18 protein-coding genes are annotated in these 20,982 nt (G+C 37.8%); 11 read left to right on the top strand and 7 right to left on the bottom strand.

The genetic code is table 11. The features are described 5' to 3' along the window. Positions 1-4 precede the first annotated feature (4 nt). From pheT to VKY50_RS00165, 3 genes are all read left to right on the top strand, one after another. Positions 5-2,431: a phenylalanine--tRNA ligase subunit beta gene (gene pheT, locus VKY50_RS00175; RefSeq protein WP_324297613.1), complete on the top strand. Its 2,427-nt coding sequence runs from the start codon at positions 5-7 to the stop codon at positions 2,429-2,431. Between the two features lie 143 nt (positions 2,432-2,574). Beyond that, complete coding sequence (locus VKY50_RS00170) at positions 2,575-3,285, top strand: hypothetical protein (protein WP_324297611.1); 711 nt, start codon at positions 2,575-2,577, stop codon at positions 3,283-3,285. A 24-nt stretch (positions 3,286-3,309) separates the two neighbouring features. After that, on the top strand, positions 3,310-3,540 hold the full coding sequence (locus VKY50_RS00165; protein WP_324297609.1) for a DUF2007 domain-containing protein: 231 nt from the start codon (positions 3,310-3,312) through the stop codon (positions 3,538-3,540). Between the two features lie 61 nt (positions 3,541-3,601). Here VKY50_RS00165 and VKY50_RS00160 read toward each other — a convergent pair whose 3' ends face one another. Then, entirely contained in the window at positions 3,602-6,493 is a 2,892-nt protein-coding gene (locus VKY50_RS00160; RefSeq protein WP_324297607.1) for an FAD-binding and (Fe-S)-binding domain-containing protein, read from the bottom strand. Positions 6,494-6,574: 81 nt separating this feature from the next. Here VKY50_RS00160 and VKY50_RS00155 point away from each other — a divergent pair, with 81 nt between their 5' ends. Further along, positions 6,575-7,069, top strand: coding sequence for a hypothetical protein (locus VKY50_RS00155; protein ID WP_324297606.1), 495 nt, complete (start codon positions 6,575-6,577; stop codon positions 7,067-7,069). 130 nt (positions 7,070-7,199) lie between these two features. Next, positions 7,200-8,303 carry a TlpA disulfide reductase family protein gene (locus VKY50_RS00150; RefSeq protein ID WP_324297604.1) on the top strand — a complete coding sequence of 368 codons (1,104 nt, stop codon included), beginning with the start codon at positions 7,200-7,202 and terminating at the stop codon, positions 8,301-8,303. Positions 8,304-8,699: 396 nt separating this feature from the next. Here the strand turns inward: VKY50_RS00150 and VKY50_RS00145 are convergent, their stop codons facing one another. Further along, complete coding sequence (locus VKY50_RS00145; RefSeq protein WP_324297602.1) at positions 8,700-9,389, bottom strand: SIMPL domain-containing protein; 690 nt, start codon at positions 9,387-9,389, stop codon at positions 8,700-8,702. A gap of 47 nt (positions 9,390-9,436) precedes the next feature. Continuing rightward, on the bottom strand, positions 9,437-10,084 hold the full coding sequence (locus VKY50_RS00140; RefSeq protein ID WP_324297599.1) for a rhomboid family intramembrane serine protease: 648 nt from the start codon (positions 10,082-10,084) through the stop codon (positions 9,437-9,439). 292 nt (positions 10,085-10,376) lie between these two features. Here VKY50_RS00140 and VKY50_RS00135 point away from each other — a divergent pair, with 292 nt between their 5' ends. Beyond that, complete coding sequence (locus tag VKY50_RS00135; protein WP_324297597.1) at positions 10,377-11,264, top strand: lysophospholipid acyltransferase family protein; 888 nt, start codon at positions 10,377-10,379, stop codon at positions 11,262-11,264. Positions 11,265-11,271: 7 nt separating this feature from the next. Here the strand turns inward: VKY50_RS00135 and glmM are convergent, their stop codons facing one another. Next, positions 11,272-12,660 (bottom strand): phosphoglucosamine mutase, encoded by a 1,389-nt coding sequence (glmM, locus tag VKY50_RS00130; protein WP_324297595.1) that lies wholly within the window; start codon positions 12,658-12,660, stop codon positions 11,272-11,274. Positions 12,661-12,811: 151 nt separating this feature from the next. Then, on the bottom strand, positions 12,812-13,453 hold the full coding sequence (locus VKY50_RS00125; RefSeq protein WP_324297656.1) for a protein-L-isoaspartate(D-aspartate) O-methyltransferase: 642 nt from the start codon (positions 13,451-13,453) through the stop codon (positions 12,812-12,814). A 234-nt stretch (positions 13,454-13,687) separates the two neighbouring features. Between VKY50_RS00125 and VKY50_RS00120 the strand changes: the two genes are divergently transcribed. From VKY50_RS00120 to VKY50_RS00100, 5 genes are all read left to right on the top strand, one after another. Continuing rightward, entirely contained in the window at positions 13,688-14,653 is a 966-nt protein-coding gene (locus VKY50_RS00120; protein WP_324297593.1) for a Gfo/Idh/MocA family protein, read from the top strand. Positions 14,654-14,685: 32 nt separating this feature from the next. Then, a complete protein-coding gene (locus tag VKY50_RS00115; protein WP_324297654.1) occupies positions 14,686-15,573 on the top strand; it encodes a 3-hydroxyacyl-CoA dehydrogenase family protein in 888 nt (295 codons plus the stop codon). Positions 15,574-15,668: 95 nt separating this feature from the next. After that, positions 15,669-16,286 (top strand): acyl carrier protein phosphodiesterase, encoded by a 618-nt coding sequence (locus tag VKY50_RS00110; protein ID WP_324297591.1) that lies wholly within the window; start codon positions 15,669-15,671, stop codon positions 16,284-16,286. A gap of 21 nt (positions 16,287-16,307) precedes the next feature. Beyond that, the gene (gene ggt / locus VKY50_RS00105; protein WP_324297589.1) at positions 16,308-17,990 is read left to right on the top strand and encodes a gamma-glutamyltransferase; all 1,683 of its coding nucleotides are present in this window, start codon (positions 16,308-16,310) and stop codon (positions 17,988-17,990) included. Between the two features lie 17 nt (positions 17,991-18,007). Continuing rightward, complete coding sequence (locus VKY50_RS00100) at positions 18,008-18,709, top strand: hypothetical protein (protein WP_324297586.1); 702 nt, start codon at positions 18,008-18,010, stop codon at positions 18,707-18,709. 67 nt (positions 18,710-18,776) lie between these two features. Here VKY50_RS00100 and VKY50_RS00095 read toward each other — a convergent pair whose 3' ends face one another. Continuing rightward, a complete protein-coding gene (locus VKY50_RS00095) occupies positions 18,777-19,625 on the bottom strand; it encodes a DUF2911 domain-containing protein (RefSeq protein WP_324297580.1) in 849 nt (282 codons plus the stop codon). A 198-nt stretch (positions 19,626-19,823) separates the two neighbouring features. Then, on the bottom strand, positions 19,824-20,982 hold a 1,159-nt coding region (locus VKY50_RS00090), incomplete at its 5' end, for a S1 RNA-binding domain-containing protein (RefSeq protein WP_324297578.1).

The raw sequence follows: 20,982 nt of genomic DNA, 5'->3' as shown, positions 1-20,982 counted from the left end.
ACAGGTGAAAATATCATATAACTGGTTAAAACAATTTATTCAACTTGATTGGGATGCTGACAGGACATCCGCACTATTAACTGATTTAGGGTTAGAAGTAGAAGGAGTTGAAGAATTTGAGTCGGTAAAAGGTTCTTTAAAAGGCATTGTGGTGGGTCATGTACTCTCATGTGAGCAACATCCAAATGCAGATCGTTTAAAGATCACTAAGGTAGATATCGGGGCAGCAGAACCTCTTCAGATTGTATGTGGAGCACCTAATGTAGCAGCAGGCCAAAAGGTTCCGGTAGCTACAATTGGAACTACCCTTTATACAGAAAACGGAGAGTCTTGGGTTATTAAAAAAGGAAAAATTAGAGGAGAAGAATCATTTGGAATGATTTGCGCTGAGGATGAATTAGGTCTAGGTAAAAATCATGACGGCATCATGATCTTAGATCAATCATTTGAACCAGGAACCCCATGTGCTGAATTGTTTGATATTGAAACCGATACCGTTTTTGAAATTGGGCTTACCCCTAACCGTGCAGATGCTATGAGTCATTATGGTGTGGCTCGTGATTTAAGGGCAGGGCTCATACAAAATGATATTCATTTAGAATTTATCACCCCTTCAGTAAGTAGTTTTCATGTCGATAATAGAACACTTCGAGTCGATGTGGATGTTCAAAATAAAGAACTATGTCCACGCTATTGTGGGGTGACGATCTCTGGAATAAAAGTCGAAGAATCTCCAGCTTGGATTCAAAATAGACTCAAGGCCATTGGCATCACACCGAAGAATAATGTGGTGGACATCACCAATTATGTACTTCATGAATTAGGACAACCCCTTCATGCCTTTGATGCCAATATGATTGCCTCTAAGAAGGTTGTAGTACGAACGGCTGTACCAGGAGAGAAGTTCACCACTCTTGATGGGGTGGAACGGGAGCTTCATCAAGAAGACCTCATGATATGTGATAGCGAAAAGCCATTATGTATTGCGGGGGTTCTTGGCGGAATGAATTCTGGAGTAACAGAGAGAACGACAGCAGTTTTCTTAGAAAGTGCTTATTTCAATCCAGTGTCGGTTCGAAAAACAGCTAAAAGACACGGAATAAATACCGACGCTTCTTTCCGCTTTGAAAGAGGTATTGACATCAACAGTACGCGGTATGCGCTATTAAGAGCCGCTTTATATATCAAAGAAATTGCCGGCGGAACTATCTCCAGTGATGCAGAAGATTTTTATCCGAAAAAGTTTGAAGATTTTCAGGTGTTCTTAACCTTCGAAAAGGTAAATTCACTGATCGGTCAAAACCTCTCTACCGATACAATTAAATCCATTTTAAGTTCCCTTGATATTAAAATTAACAATGTCACCGAAACAGGAATTGGACTGACAATACCTTCTTACAGAGTGGATGTACAACGCGAGGTAGATGTGATCGAAGAAATTTTGCGCATCTATGGGTACAACAACATAGAGTTTACCCAAAAATTAAACGCGTCTGTTGCACCAACCTCTAAGTTTGAGGATTATAAAATTCAGAATTCCATTGCCAACCAATTGGCTGCAATAGGATTTCATGAGATAATGACCAATTCGCTCTCCTCTCCTACCTATGTAGCACTCACTGAGGATTTGAAAGAGCAACACAATATCAACATGCTAAATCCACTGAGCAAGGAACTCTCTGTCATGAGACAGTCTATGCTTTTTAGTGGACTAGAAGCCATTGAGCATAATATCAATCGCAAGAGTAACGATTTGAAGCTTTTTGAATTTGGAAAAACCTATCATCAATATGGTGATCAAAGAGAAGAACAAAAGCATTTGAGCCTACTAATAACTGGGAATCTTCACCGTGAAAACTGGGGTGTAGCTGAACAAAAGAGTGACTTCTTTGTCTTAAAAGGTATTCTTGATTCCATTATAGAGCGTCTTGGACTTCCTATACCAAAAGCCAGCGAAGTGCAGGCTTCTATCTATGCTGAAGGTTTAGTCTATAGGATCGCTAATGAGAATATTGTATCCTTCGGTGTGGTTGATCAAAAGATTTTAAAGCACTTTGATATCAAACAACAGGTACTCTATGCCGATTTTTATTGGGACAATGTCCTTGAACTTGTAAAACAGCAAGACATTAATTTCACTTCGTTGTCAAAATATCCTGAGGTTCGAAGAGATTTGGCCCTGCTGATCGACCAAAACATCAATTTTGATACCATCACAGAGATTGCATATAAGTGCGAAAAATCCCTTTTAAAAGAGGTCAATTTATTTGATGTTTACCAAGGAGACAAGGTTCCAGAAGGCAAAAAATCATATGCAGTAAGTTTCATCTTACAGGATCCTAGTAAAACCTTAACCGACAAACAAATTGATAAGGTCATGCGTAAACTACAAAGCAGTTTTGAAAAGCAGCTTAACGCGCAATTACGTTAAAAGTAAGCGCTTTTAAAGGTATCATCGAATTTCGAATAACGAATTATCCCAAAGGTCCTAAAGTGTTAACTTTAACACCATCCAAGGATTGATCTGGGATAATTTGTTTAAATTTGATAGAGTTCTTATTTTAATTTAAAGTAATGAAGTCTATGTGGAGTCGTGTTAACATTGAAGAAAAACTTAAAACCTTCAGAGATAAAAACAATCACGGGGAGCAATTACTAAAAGAGGTTTATGAGATTTTAAACCAGCCATCCGACATTCTAGAAGAACTGAAGTCCTCTAATAAGGGATATAACGAATTTCAATTTGACTTATTGGATCGTGATAAAATTTATCACATTGATCAAATCAAAGCCATATGTATTTCGTATCGCCTACGTTTTTTAAGTGCTAAATACTTCAAGGGAACCTATCCAAAACAAGTATTTGAAGCGGTGAAGAAAATCGAAGACGAGCATCAGATAAAATTACAAGGATTTAAAATTGTAGCGCCTTCTAAACTTTTCAAATTGGAAAATGCCGATGATCCCCTATTGTTTGCCCCTATGGGCAATGGTTATTTCTACCTGATTCACAAGTGGGGAAAGGATCTGCATCCCCTTCGAAAGTATTTGGTTTTACCATTTAAAAGCTTTCTGCATCTAGCTATTACGGTCTTAGCACTAAGCTGGATAGTGGCGAGTTTAATACCATTAGAACTCTTTACTCCAGAGGATGATAGTGTCTATTTTTGGATCCTATTTCTTTTTGTTTTTAAAATGATTGGAACCATTGCGATATTTTATGGAGTGGCCTTGGGTAAGAACTTTAACCCAGCCATATGGAATAGCAAGTATTATAATAGTTAGATAGTAATTTAATAGGTAAATATCATGGAAGATCAAGACTATATCCGAATTTTCACAGGAAGCAATATCATTAGCAAACGATTAGAACAGCAGCTGAAAGTGGCTGGAATTAATCCAATTGTTAAAAACGAAACTGAGTCTGCTAGATTAGCTGGTTTTGGTCCTGCTGTTGTTGACCAGGTTCAAATTTTCGTTCATAAAGATGAACACGCCCGCGCTATAAAAATTAGCCAAGATCTAGGTACAGAGGACTAATAATACTTTCCACTAAGCTATTTTTGTAAATACAAGACTGACTAGGGTTCATCGATAAGAATTATACCAAGGCCTGTCTCAACAGACTTATAGGGTGAATCGCTTGAACACCTGTTCCATCTTTTATTTGATGCCTACAACTGGTACCATTGGCAACAATTGTAACTTGATCAGAGGCCTTTCTAATGGCTGGAAATAACCGAAGTTCCCCCATTTGCATACTCACTTGATAGTGTTCCTGTTCATAACCAAAAGAACCAGCCATACCACAGCAACCAGCGTTTATTAGTGTAACATTGTAATTGATAGGTAAATTTAAAATATCAAAACTCACCTTGACATTGGATTGCGATTTTTGATGACAATGAACATGATATTTAATAGTTCGTTTTTCCTGTGTAAACTGTTCGGCTGTAATGATGCCTTTTTTTATTTCATCAGCCAAAAATTCTTCAAGGATAAAACTTCCATTAGCTAATTTTTTCGCGGTGGTCTGATCCTTTACCATCCTTACATATTCATCCCTAAAGCTCAGTATAGCTGAAGGTTCGATTCCAACTATGGGAAGTTGTTCTTCCAGATACCCTTTTAGCGCTTCTACATTTCGATTGGCATATTTTTGAGCCTGTGATAAAAACCCTTTGGAAATAAAACTACGTCCACTTTCTCCAAAATACAATTTTGGGCTATACCCTAATCCTACAAGTAAATCAATCGCATCTTTACCAATAGCCACATCCATATATTGTGTAAACTCATCAATATACAAGACAACTTCTTTTAAGTAATTTGGTGGGGATTGCCTTTGATCAAGAGACTTTTGCAGATAAGAAGTAAAATTAAAACGCTGTACCTCAGGTAATTTTCGTTTACTAGCTATGTTTAGGATCTTTTTCAATATACTCCCCATGATTTTACTATTGGTAACCCATGGAAGAACACTTCCTAATCGATTAAGCTGGGAGTTATAGGCAAATGCCCGATCCCTTAAAGAAGGAGCATTACTCTTGTAATACTGGTATAAAAACTCTGTTTTTAAGGTAGCCACATCTACATTGCTTGGGCATTCACTACTACAGGCCTTACAGCTAACGCAAAGATCAAAGACCTCTTTGAGCTCTTTTTGATCAAATTTATTAGGCTTTTCAGAATGCGTTAAATATTCCCGAAGTGCATTGGCACGTGCCCTAGTGGTATCCTTTTCATTTTTTGTAGCATGATAACTTGGACACATTGCCCCGCTTGAATGATGAGTTTTACGACAATCCCCACTACCATTACATTTTTCTGCAGCCCTTAAAATGCCTAGAGAATCAGAAAAATCCAAAAGGGTATTAACCTCGGGCACTATTCGATCTGGCTCGTATCTCAGATTGGTATCCATTGGGGCCACATCTATAATCTTACCAGGATTTAAAATCCCTTTAGGATCAAAGGTGTTTTTAATGCGTTTTAGGATGTTATAATTAGCCTCTCCAATCATGAGTTTTATAAACTCCGCACGTACCCTGCCGTCACCATGTTCTCCACTGAAGGAACCACCATATTCTTTAACCAAATAGGCCACATCGGTGGTTATTTGACGAAATAACTTTACATCTTCTGATTTCTTCAAATCTAAAATTGGACGTAAGTGGAGTTCCCCTGCACCAGCATGAGCGTAATATACCGCCCGCTGATCGTATTTTTTCATAATAGTGGAAAACGCTTCGATGTAGGCACTTAAGTCCTCAATGGTAACCGCAGTATCCTCGATACATGCTACCGCTTTTTTATCCCCGACAATATTTCCTAGTAGTCCAAGTCCTGCCTTTCTGAGTTCAAGAGCCTGATCAATTTCACTACCATATAAACTAGGATGGGCATAACTTAAACTCTGGTCTAGATCCGCTATTAAACGGTCCCGCTTGTCATTGAGCTGCTCCCTATCATTGGACCTTAATTCTAACATGAGAATAGCCTCAGGGTCTCCGTCTATAAAAAATCGATTCGGTAATTGAGATTTGTTGTTTTTGGTACAATCTAAAATCACCTTGTCCATCATCTCACAGGTAAACAAATCATGTTGCATCACTTTGTGAACTGTATTGCAACAATCTGCTACACTTTTAAAGTGCGCGGCAATCATGACCCCTTGTTCAGGCATAAGGGGATCGAGCTCAAGTACCAATTTGGTCATAAAAACTAAGGTGCCTTCACTACCGGCAATCAACTTACTTAAATTAAACTTTTCTCCTTGTCGATTGAAAGGTTGAAATTTCAGTAATTCATCAATGGCATAGCCTGTATTTCTTCTGTGGATCTCTGGTTTGGGAAAATTATTGCGAATTTGCAAGGCAACACCTTCTTTGGAGAGTTCGGTATAAATGGAACGATAAATCTCGCCTTCAAGAGTTTTTAAAGACAATTTTTTATCAAAATCCTCAGGGGATAATTCCTTAAAGACCACATTGGATCCATCACTTAAAATTCCATGAATCTCCACAATCTTATCCCGAGTGACACCGTATTTTATGGAAGTAGTCCCACTGGAATTATTTCCAACCATCCCACCAATCATGCATCGATTTGATGTAGAGGTGTTGGGTCCAAAAAAAAGTCCATGTGGCTTTAGAAACATATTTAATTCATCTCGAATAACACCAGGCTCCACACTTACGCGATGGTTCTCTTTATCTAATTCTAAAATATTGGTCATGTATTTAGAGACATCCACCACCAGCCCTTCTCCAACACACTGCCCGGCAAGGGAGGTTCCAGCCGTCCTTGGTATAATAGGGATCGTATTTTGATGACAAAAGGTAACAATCTGAGTGATATCCTCTACATCCTTAGGGTAGCAAACCCCTAAAGGGAGTTGCCGATACACTGAAGCATCGGTGGCATATATAGCACGATGTAGATCATCTATGAGTAACTCCCCCTTTATAATTGAGGATAAGGCCTTTAACATTCGTTTAGAATTTTTTAACAATAGAACATAAACTTTTGGTTAATATTGTATCGTATATATGTCAAACAAAAAACCAAATTTATGAAAAAGCTACTATTATTTAGCGTTTTAGTTATTGGATTTACTTCGGCGAGTGTTGCACAGGAAATTTCAACAAATGCATTAGGATTACGTCTTGGGGACGGTAATGGATTTGGGGCAGAAATATCGTATCAAAGAGCCATTTCGTCCAGTAATCGTCTTGAATTTGATCTTGGTTGGAGAGATGAAGATCATTTTGACGCCTTTAAATTAACTGGACTTTATCAATGGGTTTTTCCAATAGAGGGCGGATTTAATTGGTACGCGGGTGCTGGTGGTGGATTTGGAAGCTACGACGGGGACGAAGCTTGGTTCAATGACCATAATCATGATCATAGTGGTACGTTTTTATTCTTGGCTGGAGATGTGGGAATTGAATACAATTTTAATATTCCACTATTACTCTCTCTGGATTTTAGACCAGAATTAGGATTCAACGACTTCGATGACGATTTAGGATTCGATATCGGTTTAGGTATTCGTTATCAGTTCTAAAAATCTCAATAGAAATTATATGTAAAGGCCTTGAAAAAATAGTTTCAAGGCTTTTATTTGTTAATTCTCTTTTGGAATAGAACTGAAATTTTAACTTTGTAATCAGCAAAAATCAAATAAATATAACTGAATGAAAAAAATTGGATTAATTATTGTCTTACTTTTAGGTTTGGTAGCTTGCGAAACAGTAGCTGAAAATACCTACAAGGTAACAGTAAATGCGGACGGTGTAGAAGATGGGAAACTAGTGTATTTACAAAAGCCACAAACAGGAATGCCTCCTAGCGTGATAGATACTTTAGAAATTAAAAATGGTACGGTTGAGTTCAGTGGAACTGCAAATAGTCCCCAATTACATTACCTGCTTTTTGAGGGGAACCGCGGAATACTTCCATTGATCCTTGAACAGGGTACCATTACAGTTACCGCTCATATTGATAGTTTAAATACTTCGAAGGTTGTTGGAACTCCATCAAATGATGACTTCGCTTCCTTTATTGAAGGTACTATGAGTATTCGAGATAAAATGGCAAGCATCCAACAACAAGGGATGGAAGCTCAACAAAAAGGTGATACAGTTACATTAAACACCTTGACCGAGACATTTAAAGAAGTTCAAGAAGAGGCCAGAGCATACGAACAAAATTTTGTAAAGAACAATCCTGATTCGTACATTTCTTTAATGGTTCTTCAGCAGATGGCCAGTAGCCCTCACGCTGACAAAGCAGCAGAACTTTTCGAAGCATTGTCTGAGGATTTAAAAAACAATGAGATCGGAAAAGCTTTAACCAAACAATTTGAAGGAATTAAAAAACTTGCCATTGGTTCTGTTGCTCCTGATTTTTCGGCGCCAACCCCTGAAGGAGATACCATCTCTTTAAAATCGTCACTGGGTAAAGTTACCATTGTTGATTTTTGGGCGGCATGGTGTAAGCCCTGTAGAGTTGAAAACCCTAATTTGGTGAAACTATACAACGATTTCCATGAGAAAGGTTTAAGTGTTGTAGGTGTTTCTTTGGATAGAAAGGCAGAAGATTGGGTTAAAGCTATAGAGGAGGATCAATTGCCATGGCATCATATGTCAAACTTAAAGTTTTGGCAAGATCCTATCGCAAAATTGTATAATATTAAGTCCATTCCTGCAACTTATATCTTAGATGCAGAAGGAAGGATTATTGCTAAAGATCTTCGTGGAGAGGAGCTTTATAATAAAATTTCAACTCTTCTTCCTTAGGGAGATAAAAAATACAATAGTATATTACAAGCATACTTTTATGCTCAAGACAAATGCTCAGGCAATTTTTAGAAAATTGCCTGAGCATTTTACTTTTGGTTCGATGTATTGCATTCAATGAGCACTACTCTACTAAGCCTTAGATAAAAACTATAAACAAACGCTTGTCCGAAATTCTTTCATACCTCTACTGTTTCTAATACGCATGGTAACTTTTTAAATTCAATAAAATGAATGATAGAACAATGGATAACCTTTGTACTCTGAGGATTTACATCACACGTTTTAATAAAGTTCAAAGATAGATTGTTGGCTTCAAGCAATCTAAAATAAAAAGGGCTACCCAAGGGGATAGCCCAATAAAAAATCTTTACTTTGAGTGCGGATAATAGCGTATTATTTCAGTTCGAATCGAATAGAAACAGAGGCTTTAATAGCCATTTCACCAACAGCAATGGTTTCCATATTGCTGGAATCACTAAAACTTGCTTTAGCCATTTCCATTCTGTAAACGGGTTGTGGTGCACTCACCCCTCCTGATTCATTAATATAGAGGGCTTTTCCAACGTTCATTCCTAGAGCAGAAGCGAGCTCCTCTGCTTTCTTTTTCGCATCTTTTACGGCTGCAATACGGGCTTCTGTTTTGTGTTTCTCGATCTCAGTAGATCTGAATTCTACCCCGTCGATTCTATTTATTCCAGCATTTAATAGCCCTTGTGTAAAATCAGTATACTTTTCCAAATCTTTTAATAGGATAGCGATCGACTGATTGGCTACATAATTGTATTCTTTTGTTTGGTAATCGTAGTTTTTGTTTAAGTTGATATATTCTGTATTGACATCCTTTTGATCGACCCCCATGGATTTGACATACTTAAGTACCTTATCGATGGCCTTGTCGTTTAATTCTTTTACCTCTTGAGCTGATTTACCCTGATTCTCTACTCTTACTTTAATAAATACTTGATCTGGAGTAACTTTAACAATACCTTCTCCACTTACTGAGATGTATGGTGATGTTTCTTGTGCTGTTAGGCTCATAGTTGTAAATAATACAGTTAATACTAAAATTGCTTTTTTCATCATTGTTTACTTTATTGGTTCAATAGTTCTTTAACAAACCTAGTGCCAAACTATAATTTTTTTGATTTTTCAAGAATAAATAAAATTACTATCGGAAGGGCCAACAGGCCGACCATCAGTGGTTGTATCCATATCAGAGAAGGGAAAAACAACAGGGTGACCAGGTATCCACCAATGGCACCGCCAAAGTGCGCAGTATGTCCAATATTCCCTACCCTATTGCGCATTCCATAAATGGAATACAACAGGTAACCTATTCCAAAAATATAGGCCGGAACCGGGATAGGAATAAAAAAGAATCCAAGACGCATATCGGGTTGTAAAAGAATTGCTGCGTATAAAATACCAGTAACAGCTCCACTAGCTCCTACAGCACTATATTGGTATTCATTTTTATGGAAAATCATCGAAAGAACATTTCCTGCTACAAGACTAACTAGATAAACAATTAAGAACTTAACACTGCCAAAATAAACCACCACAATAGGTGCAAAAAAATAGAGTGTTAACATATTAAACAACAGGTGCGTCATATCAACGTGTAGAAATCCCGAAGTTAAAATTCTAATTTTCTCTCCTGCTTTTATAGCACCAATATGAAACTTATAACGATCAAAAAAGTTGGGATCATTAAACCCTTTGTAGGAGGCCATAACATTGGCTAGAATAACCACAATGGTAACAATATCTATATTCATAGTTCGCTTTAAAAGTTTTCTAGTTCAAATATATGGTATTCCATTTTTATATTATCCTCGTGGTGTCCAAATTCTCAGAATTGCTTCTTAAAAGTACCACCATCTTCTAATTTTCAATATGTTTCCCCACTACCAAACTAGCGCAATTAAACGCAAACCTATAAAGGGTTTTTCAGCCCTTAACACTACAAGAAACATACTGATAAGTAATTTTTAAAAAGTTCTACAGGGTGAATTTAGTCAAAAAAGACTACTGTTAATTTTTATGTACATTTGCCAAAATTGATACTGCATGCAGCTACTAGTTTATTTGTTAACTTATCCAATACTTTGGGTTATTTCCAAATTACCCTTTATTTTATTATATAAGGTTTCGGACTTTTTATATATCATCTTTTTTCATGTGGTAGGTTATAGGAAAAAATTAGTCCTTAAGAATCTAACCCTTTGTTTTCCCGAAAAAAGTCACCAAGAATTATTGACCATTCGCAAAAAATTCTATCGGCACATGTGCGATCTTTTTTTAGAAATGATCAAGTCCTTATCCATGAGCCATGAGGAGATGGAACGACACGCTGTTTTTCACAATGTGGAGGTCTTAGATAAATATGCTGAACAAAATAAAAGTGTCGTGTTGCTCTGTGGGCATTACGGCAATTATGAGTGGGTACTATCTCTTGCAAACCACATTAAACACGAAGGATTTGGTATATATTCACCACTATCTAATAAATACTTTGATCGACTTATTAAAAGAATAAGGAAGAAAAACGGAGGTGAATTGATCTCGAGATATCAAACAGCAAGAAAAGTTCTTAAAAATCATCGGGAGAATCGCTTATCAATATATGGGTTCGTAAACGATCAATCGCCTCAATTAGTCCATTCGGACTATTGGAGAGAATTTTTTGGGGTAAAGGTACCTGTTTTTACAGCAGCGGAGACTTTAGCAAAAAAATTTGATATGGCGGTGGTATTCTTTTGCGTCGAAAAGGTAAAAAGAGGGTATTATGAAACCACTATTATTGACATTGCATCAAATTCAGCAAAATACCCTGATTACCAGATAACCGATATTTATTGGGAATATCTTGAGCGTGAGATCAGAAATAAGCCAGAGTATTACCTCTGGACTCATAACAGATTTAAGCATAAAGACAAGGCACCTAAAAAAAGGTAAATCCCTATTAAACAAGTGCTATCGCTTTTAATTCAGCGATAAATTTATCAGCTAAATCATCTGCCTTTTGCTGTGTGGTTGCCTCGGTATAAATGCGAATAATGGGTTCGGTATTGGATTTTCTAAGGTGAACCCAACTTGTATCAAAATCAATTTTCACCCCATCAATAGTAGTAATCTCCTCATGGCTATAGGCCTTAACCACACTATCAAGGATTTTATCGACATCCAATTCTGGTGTTAATTCAATTTTCTTTTTACTCATAAAATAGGAAGGATAAGAGTCTCGAAGCTCCTTAACTGTTAGTTGTTTTTCTGCCAAATGAGTTAAAAACAATGCGATTCCTACAAGAGAATCCCTTCCGTAATGGCTCTCAGGGTAGATAATCCCTCCATTCCCCTCACCTCCTATGATGGCTTGCGTTTTTTTCATCAGGGAAACGACATTAACCTCTCCTACTGCGGAGGCTTGATAATGTCCACCGTGTTTTAGGGTAATATCTCTTAAAGCTCTTGATGAAGAGAGATTTGAAACGGTATTTCCTATTGATTTCCCTAACACAAAATCTGCACAGGCTACCAAGGTGTATTCCTCACCAAACATTTCTCCTTCATTGGTGATAAAAGCTAAACGATCTACATCTGGATCCACTACTATACCCATATCAGCCTGCTTCTCTACAACAAGTTTGCAGATATCCGTTAGGTGTTCTTTTAATGGTTCGGGATTGTGTGGAAAATCACCCGTAGGTTCACAGTATAATTCAATAACCGTTACGCCAAGTTCTTTTAGAAGCTTCGGTATAATCACGCCTCCACTTGAATTAACACCGTCTACAACCACCTTAAAATTTGCGGCCTTAATTTGATCTACATTCACAAGGGGTAAATTCAAGACCTGATCAATATGAATATCCATATAGGAGTCATTCAAGGTAACCTTTCCTAAATCATCCACTTCTGCAAAATTAAAATCTTCTAGTTCTGAAATTTCTAATATCTTCAGCCCTTCTTCCCCATTTATAAACTCCCCTTTATGATTGAGTAATTTAAGCGCATTCCATTGTTTTGGATTATGACTTGCTGTTAAAATAATTCCACCATCTGCCTTCTCTAATGGCACTGCGATCTCTACCGTTGGTGTGGTAGACAATCCCAAGTTTATGACATCTATTCCAAGACCCACCAAGGTTGATACGACCAACTTTTCAATCATTTCGCCAGAGAGCCGTGCATCACGACCTACAACCACTTTTAACTTCTCCTTAGACGAGTGTAATTTAAGCCAACTACCATATGCAGCAGCAAACCTCACTGTATCTAAAGGTGTTAAGTTGTCCGAAGTTTTACCTCCAATAGTTCCTCTTATTCCAGAAATTGATTTTATAAGTGTCATATAATAAAACAGTTAAAATATATTATGTTGATTTTATATAAGTCATGGCACCTTACCTTAAAGTAATGGTAGACAAATATAACGTAAACCTATAGGCTATATTTGTTTCAACTACGAATTTTTAATTAAATCAGTTAAATGGTAAGATTGCTTAATTTTTGTCCTCTAACATGGGTACAAATCGAAATTCACCATATTCGAATTTCTCAAACTCTTTAGGTGATTTTCGAGTGTATAAAGTCATAACCTGCACCTGCTCTCCTACCGGGATCACAAGTCTTCCCCCTACTTTAAGTTGTGCCAAAAGAGGTTTAGGAACAAAAGGGGCTCCCGCAGTTACAATAATACCGTCAAAAGGTGCTTGGGAAACCAATCCTTTATACCCATCTCCAAAGATCATTTGTTTTGGTTTATAACCTAGCTTAGGGAGAAACAAGTTGGTCTTTTTAAAAAGTTCTTTCTGTCTTTCAATGGTATAAACCTGGGCTCCTAATTCAAGTAAAACGGCTGTTTGATAACCACTCCCAGTACCAATTTCAAGTATTTTACTGCCCTTTTTCACCGCTAATAATTCGCTTTGAAAGGCCACAGTAAAGGGCTGAGATATGGTTTGGTTCGCTCCAATTGGGAAGGCTTTATCCTGATATGCATGCTGCTCAAAACCGCTTTCCATAAATAAATGACGGGGTATTTTTCTTATGGCATTGAGAACCCTCTTATCTGAAACACCTTTTTGTTCAACGATTTCAGCTAATTTTTTACGCATGCCCTGATGTCGATAGGTATCTTTCAACACTTCTAGAATATTATGATGGATTAGTTTTCTACAAAGCTAGACAATTTCAATGTAAAAAAGTAGTGACGATATTTCGCGTATTGTTCTGGTGGCTGGTTCCCAATATGTTGCGCTATTGAATGTTTTTCGAATAAGTAAAGAGTGAAAATAATTCCTTAGATTTCAGTCTTTTAAAAATTAAGGTTGAAAGAGTGCTTCAATAATCTTATTTTTGTTAAAAAACATACTTATATGCTTAAAGCAGGAGTTCTAGGTGCTGGTCACCTTGGGAAAATTCATCTAAAACTAATCAATCAATCCGATAAATATACACTCGTAGGATTTTATGATCCAGATAAAAAAACAGCTAAGAAGATTGTTGCTGAATTTGGCTATCGATACTTCGACACTATCGAAGAACTTATTGATGCAGTGGATGTGGTAGACATTGTGACCCCTACACTCTCACATTATAATTGTGCCTTAGAGGCCATAAAAAAGGGGAAACATGTATTTTTAGAAAAACCCATTACCAATACCGTGGAGGAAGCTGAACATTTAATTGCATTAGCAAAACAACACGGGGTCAAAGGACAAGTGGGACATGTTGAGCGCTTTAACCCAGCCTTTTTATCGGTTAAGGATAAAATTGACAACCCAATGTTTATCGAGACCCATCGTCTAGCGGAGTTTAATCCTAGAGGTACTGATGTCCCTGTAGTACTCGACTTAATGATACACGATATCGATGCTATATTAAGTGTGGTCAATTCGCCCGTTAAAGAAATTCACGCAAGCGGGACCTCCGTAATTAGTCAATCTCCAGATATTGCCAATGCCAGAATTGAATTCGAAAATGGCTGCGTAGCTAATTTAACGGCGAGTCGAATCTCCTTAAAGAACATGCGTAAATCACGATTTTTTCAAAAGGATGCTTATATAGCGGTGGATTTTCTTGATAAGAAGGTGGAGGTTGTTAAAATGAAAAGTGCTCCAAAGGATCCTGACCAATACGCTCTTATTCTTCAAAATGCTGAAGGGGAGAAAAAACAAATATATTTTGAGAATCCAAAAGTTCAACAGAACAATGCCATCTTGGAAGAGTTGGAAACATTTGCAGAGGCTATTGAAAATGACACTGTTCCGCCAGTTAGCCTTGAACAAGGTACAGCTGCGCTGAAAGTGGCACTGAAAGTTGTTGAACTTGTAGGAAAATAATCCACAAGCACAAACTAAACGACATGGAAAACATTCAAAACATTACTGTCATTGGAGCTGGAACTATGGGCAATGGGATTGCACACACTTTTGCCCAACATGGCTACAAGGTATTTCTAAACGATATTTCCGGGGAGGCACTTGATAAGGCCATAACCACAATAGAGACTAATCTTGACAGATTAGTAGCCAAAGAAAAAATATCCCAAGACGTTAAAACCAGTACCTTGGAAAACATTGTAACTACAGTAGATTTAAAACAGTCCGTTGCTAAGGCTGATTTGGTAGTAGAAGCTGCGACCGAAAATCTAACGCTTAAATTAAAAATTTTTAAATCCCTGGATGACTATTCTAAGGACACCGCCATATTAGCCACCAACACCTCCTCCATTTCGATCACCAAGATCGCCACCGCTTTATCAAATCCAGGTCGCCTTATCGGAATGCATTTTATGAATCCTGTTCCAATTATGCCACTTGTAGAGGTTATAAAGGGCTATAATACCAGTGATACGATCTTAAAGCAAATCATGTCCCTATGTGAATCTATTTCCAAAATTCCTGTGGAGGTAAATGATTATCCAGGGTTTATAGCCAATAGAATTCTAATGCCGATGATAAACGAGGCCATTGAATCGCTCTTTCAAGGAGTCGCTGGAGTAAAAGAAATTGATTCTGTAATGAAGCTCGGCATGGCTCACCCGATGGGTCCCTTACAACTTGCTGACTTTATCGGATTGGATGTCTGTTTATATATTATGAATGTTCTTTATGATGGATTTAAAAATCCTAAATATGCACCTTGTCCCCTATTGATAAATATGGTTACAGCTGGAAAATTGGGTGTTAAATCTGGTGAAGGATTCTACAACTATAGCAACAGTAAAAAAGCAGAGCAGGTGGCTGAACAGTTTAGTTGAGTAAAAAAATAGTACTTTTAATACCTGACCGGTTATCAAATGATGTTATTTCATTTACTGATGATTCCAGGAATATTATATTAATTACCCGTAGGATGAATTTTTTAGCACACATATACTTATCTGGAGATAATCCCAAAGTCAAGGTGGGCAATTTTATGGCCGATAGTATACGTGGCAAAAAATATGAGGCTTATCCAGAGGATTACAAAATCGGTATACTATTGCATAGAGCCATAGATACCTTTACTGATTCGCATCCAACGGTACGAAAAAGCACCAAAAAGCTTCATGCCAACTACAGCCATTACAGCGGAGTAATTGTCGATATCTTTTACGATCACTTTTTAGCCAAAAATTGGCAGGATTACTCTAAGATACCCTTGGATGTTTATGCTGATGAATTTTACGACCTCCTCCGGGAACATTATCACATTCTTCCTATGAATGTCAAACGTATGATGCCTTACTTAATAGCAGATAACTGGTTGTTGAGCTATGCAAAACTTGAAGGTATTTCCAAGGTGTTAAATGGGATGAATCGTAGAACACAAAACAGATCCAAGATGAATTATGCAACCGAAGATCTTAAAGAGCATTACAGTGAATTTGAATCTGAATTCATCTCCTTCTTTGAGGAATTAAGAGTTTTTTCATCGATTCAATTACAAAAGTTAACCCAATTAAATACTAAAAGCCCGCTAGATATCTAGCCTCCCCTGAAGAAACATTCTATGAAAAAGACACCTCTGTATATCTTATTATGTATTTTTTTCGTATCCTGTAAGACAAAGGATATTACCACAGGTCCTATTGCTGATCATGCCATGGTAGTCTCGGCTAGAGAGGAGGCATCTCGAATTGGTCTTGAGGTCTTAAAGAAAGGTGGGAATGCTTTTGATGCCATGATTGCCACTAAGTTTGCCCTTGCTGTTTGTTTTCCTTTTGCAGGCAACATTGGTGGTGGGGGTTTTATGGTCTACCGCCTTTATGATGGAACCTCGGGTACATTAGACTTTAGAGAAAAGGCACCACTTGCCGCAACAAAACAAATGTACCTCGATTCTTTGGGTAATGTCATTGAAGGAAAAAGTACTACAGGAGCTACTGCCGTTGGTGTGCCTGGCAGTGTTGCTGGAATGTTTGCAGCGCATAAAAAATTTGGTACCCTTCCGATGAGTTCCCTTATCCAGCCAGCCATTGATCTAGCTAAAAAAGGAGTGGTAGTTACAGATAAACAGGCAAATTCCCTACAGCATTACAGAGATAAAATCATTGAAGTTAGCGGTGATACCATCTTATTTGCCCAGAAATTCCATGCCAATGACACCATTAAATACACGGCTTTAGCCAAAACATTAGAGCAAATAAGAGATAAGGGAAAAGCAGGGTTTTACCAAGGTGAAATAGCACAAAAAATAGTAGACTTTATTACCATTAACGATGGGATAATTAGCCTAGAGGATCTGGAGCAATACCAGGCAGTTTGGAGGGATGCCGTTACGTTTGAGTATAACGATCTCAAGATCATTTCCATGGGCCCACCAAGTAGTGGGGGAATTACCCTAGCCCAAATTATGAAAATGGTTGCACCTTACTCCATTGGTAATTATTCTCATAATGGTATAGAGCACATCCAACTACTGACTGAAGTCGAGAGAAGAGCTTATGCAGATCGAGCTTACTTTTTAGGCGATCCAGACTTTATTTACGTGCCACAACAACAGCTCCTGAGTCAAGAGTACATAGATAATCGTATGGAATCATTTTCTTTTGATAAGGCGACCAGCTCATCTGATGTAGGTCACGGAGCCATCGAAATTCTAGAACATGATCAGACTACTCATTTCTCCATTGTGGATCCCATGGGTAATGCCATAGCCGTCACTACGACCATCAACGGGGCATATGGATCAAAACTATACAGCGAAGAACTTGGATTTTTCTTCAATAATGAAATGGATGATTTCAGCATCAAGCCTGGAACACCAAATATGTTTGGTTTAACTGGTGGTCAGGCCAATAGCATAGCCCCTGAGAAACGTATGCTCAGTAGTATGACCCCAACCATCGTTGAAAAGAATGGTGCCCTCTCCATGACTTTGGGGACCCCAGGAGGTGCGACCATTATAACTTCCGTGGCTCAAACATTGTTAAATGTATACGAATTTAAAATGGGGATGCAACAAGCGGTGGATGCCCCTAGGTTCCATCACCAGTGGCTACCTGATGAGATTTTAATGGAACCTAATGGATTTGATTCTATAACCATTCAAACTCTAAAGAATAAAGGATACCATATAAAACATGGGCAGTCTCGTATTATTGGAAAAGTCGATGGAATTTATGTTTTACCGAATGGACAATTAGAAGGCGGTGCTGATCATAGAGGCGATGACACGGCAGTAGGATTTTAACCACTAACACATCAATTATGTTTTATAAATTATTTAAATTTTTGTTGGTAACTGCACTCGTGATACTGTTGTTAGGCGCCGGGGTTTACTTTAGTCTTAACGAACCCATTCCACCCTCCAAAGCAGGTTCAAAAGCTGAGGAGTTAACACAAAAAATGCTCAAAGCGATAAATTATACCAATTACAAAAAAGTAAGGTACCTCGAATGGACCTATAACGAAAAGAATCATTATAAATGGGATAAATTAAAAGGTCACGTTGTTGTAAAGTGGGAGGATATTGAAGTGCAATTAAATCTAAACAACTATGCTAAAAGTGAGGTGTTCATAGGGGGTGTTAAAATGCACACAGATCCCAAAGAGGCGCTAATAGAAAAAGCAACATCTTATTTTAAAAATGATTCGTTTTGGCTGGTTGCTCCGTTTGAAATCATGGATCCAAATGTTCAGCGTCACTTTGTCGAATTAGAAGATGGAAGCGAAGGCTTGTTGGTGACCTATTTAGACAGTGAACAAAAGCCAGAGAATACTTATCTATGGCTATTAAATGAAGATGGTTTTCCAAACAGTTTTAAGATGTGGACCAAAAAAAATCCCATAGGAGGTCTTAAGGCAAGCTGGGATGAATGGAAAGTTACTAGGGCTAATATTTTCTTACCTTCAAAGCACAAGTTATGGCTACAAACGATAAAACTAACAAATCTAGAGGCTTATAATTAAAAAAACCACAGCAACAAAAGTGATTTCACTTTGAAACGGTGGTTTTATGTTATGGTATTCTATAAGACTATTCCATGGTTTCCCATTTTTGGATAGAATGCTGATTTAAACGGACATAATCGGGGTTTCCTGCGGCCTTTGCGGCTTTTAAAGACTCCTTTGCGGTGGCAATAGCCTTTTTGGTATCACCATTGGCATGTTGAATAAGCGATTGCTGATAGAGCATCCAAAAGGCAGGTCGCTCTTGCATAGCAATAGCCTTATCCACCCATTGCGCCGCTTTTTTAAGATCTTTCCCTTGCTCGAAGTAATAGACTGCAGCCTCGAAATAATCTGTCGCTGATGGGCCATTAAAGGCATCCTCGATACTTGCCATTGCTTTTTTATCGGTGGGTACCTGAAAAGGGATCCCTATATAGGTGTTTTCCCATAGAATCCCTAACACAGCACCGCTATTACTAAGGTTGTCCAATGAAAGGGTAAATGTTTCTATTTTAAAAGGAAGAGTTAATGGCGTGACTTGAAGCGATACAGCTATATTAGATTCATCCCATTGTGCAGGATTACCCCAATTGTTTGTAGTGGTATAAAAGTAAACGTCCCAGTTGTTTTTCCCTGGTTTGGTATATAAAGAATATTGACCTCTTGGCAAGGTTTGTCCGTCGATGATAACATCGTCACTAAAGGAGATTATGGTATTCTCATTAGCACCAGTTCTCCATATTTTGTCATAAGGCACGAGTTCCCCAAAAATAGCTCTATTACGAAGCGAGGGTCGAGAATACTTAATTGTAACCTCAGTAAGTCCAACAGTTTGCTCAATAGTTGCTCCAGGGCTGGGATGTGGCGTTTTAACTTGTGCTTGTATCTGAAGCCCACAAAGGAACATAAAAGCACAAAAAATGATTTTTCTCATGGTTGTTTTATTATTTAGTTACACTACAGGCAATTTACACAAAAACTGTTTACCTGGCCCACAATAGATCACAGTTGTCTGCCTTAAAAGGCATTTTTACCACTTAGGTAAATTCGAGGTTCAAACGAGTGGATTTTTTAAATGAAAAGACCCTCCGCAAGGGAGGGTCTAGATATAAATTTTTTGAAAAAGTGTCAATTACGCTTTTCCTTCCATTTTATCTTTTAATGCTTGAAGCTCTGCATTGGCATCTCCAAGGGTAGTTTTTTCCGCTTGGGTGCTACGTTTTGCTGCAGCTTTAACATTTTTCTCTTCTTCTTCTTTAAAGATAGCTGTATGAGAAGCGACAACTCTTTTGAATTCTTTGTTAAACTCGATAACTTTAAATTCAGCTGTTTCTCCCTTTTTCAGTTTTTTACCATCTTCTTTCTCTAAGTGTCTAGAAGGAACGAATGCTACGATATCTTCGTTGAATTCAATAGTAGCTCCTTTATCGACAATCTCAGAAATTTCTGCTGTATGAACGGTACCTTCACCAAATTCACTCTCGTACTTATCCCAAGGATTTTCTGTAGTTTGTTTGTGACCTAGGCTTAGTTTACGTCCATCAACATCAAGTTCTAGAACCTCAACCTCTAATTTATCACCTACGTTTACAAATTCAGAAGGATGTTTGATTTTCTTAGTCCAAGAAAGATCAGAGATATAGATTAACCCGTCAATACCTTCCTCAAGTTCTACAAACACTCCGAAATTAGTAAAGTTACGTACAATTCCAGTGTGTTTAGATCCAACTGGGTATTTAGCGGTAATATCCGTCCATGGATCTGGTGTCAATTGTTTGATACCTAGAGACATTTTACGCTCCTCGCGATCCAATGTAAGGATCACTGCCTCAACCTCATCCCCAACGTTTACAAAATCTTGTGCAGATCTCAAGTGTGTTGACCATGACATTTCAGAAACGTGGATTAGACCTTCAACACCTTCGGCCACTTCAATAAATGCACCGTAATCAGCGATAACTACTACTTTTCCTTTAACCTTATCACCAACTTTTACTTCTTCTCCAAGTGCTTCCCAAGGATGTTTCTGTAATTGTTTAAGTCCTAATTGGATTCTTGATTTATTATCATCAAAATCAAGGATAACAACATTGAGTTTCTGATCTAGTTCTACCACTTCATTTGGATGGTTGATACGTGACCAAGACAGGTCTGTGATATGGATAAGTCCATCCACACCTCCAAGGTCGATAAACACTCCGTAAGAAGTGATGTTTTTAACAGTACCTTCAAGAACTTGACCTTTTTCAAGTTGTCCGATGATTTCTTTTTTCTGTTCTTCGATATCAGCC

The sequence above is a fragment of the Galbibacter sp. genome, from assembly GCF_035306585.1.
Lineage (GTDB): Bacteria > Bacteroidota > Bacteroidia > Flavobacteriales > Flavobacteriaceae > Galbibacter.
Note: the sequence above shows the minus strand (reverse complement) of the source record. Positions and strands in the feature narration are given on the sequence as shown.